The 635-nt window shown below is 58.6% G+C and carries 1 protein-coding gene; it reads right to left on the bottom strand.

What is annotated here, in order from left to right; translation table 11 throughout:
• Positions 1-21: 21 nt before the first annotated feature.
• Positions 22-635, bottom strand: a 614-nt coding sequence (locus tag ACXJ7R_RS35665) for a GNAT family N-acetyltransferase (RefSeq protein ID WP_457155878.1), incomplete at its 5' end; no start/stop codon positions are given.

The following is a 635-nucleotide window of genomic DNA, read 5'->3' as shown; positions in this document are numbered from 1 at the left end:
TCGCCACCCCTTGCTCGATCTTTAGCGCGCATGGCGTAGCATTGGAATGATGGGAGGCGACGAGCCTAGCTGAATCGTGCTCAAGATCTCAAAGCCATGCCTTTTGTAAAGAGAAGTATTCAGCGGATTCGACGACCAAAGGTATGCCGGGCGGTGCTCCCGATCGCATTGACGAAGGCCGTGCTGCAGTAGAGTCGCACCAGCCCCCTTGTTGCGGTTCAAGGCTTCGACTCCGATGAGCGACAGGTACCAATGGGGCTCGGTTGGCCGGTAATGTTCCGTCCGCTCGAAAACAGCACCCACGTCGGCCTGCTTCTCCCCAGCAATGCTCTCTGTAATAACCGCTTCAATGGGACCATCATCGCCGTGAACACCGGGCGGAAGCCAGAGCGCGACGCCAAGGCCATCGCTGGTGCGCTGCGCTCCTCCTGCCTCAAAAGAGCTGGATCCGAGAGCTTGGAAGAGTCTCGGGATGTGCAGGAGGTATTGATGAGGGTCATGATAGATCCAGCGCGCTATTGGATCGCTGCCAAAGGCGAGAACGAGCGTGGCGATGGCATGGTCGACTTCAGCTTCGCCGGCAATGGTCGCGACGGTCGTTAGTCCGCTAGTCATGGTGGCGCTCCCTTCTGGCA

The sequence above is a fragment of the Mesorhizobium sp. P5_C1 genome, assembly GCF_054049815.1.
This window is presented reverse-complemented; position numbering and strand designations above follow the sequence as displayed.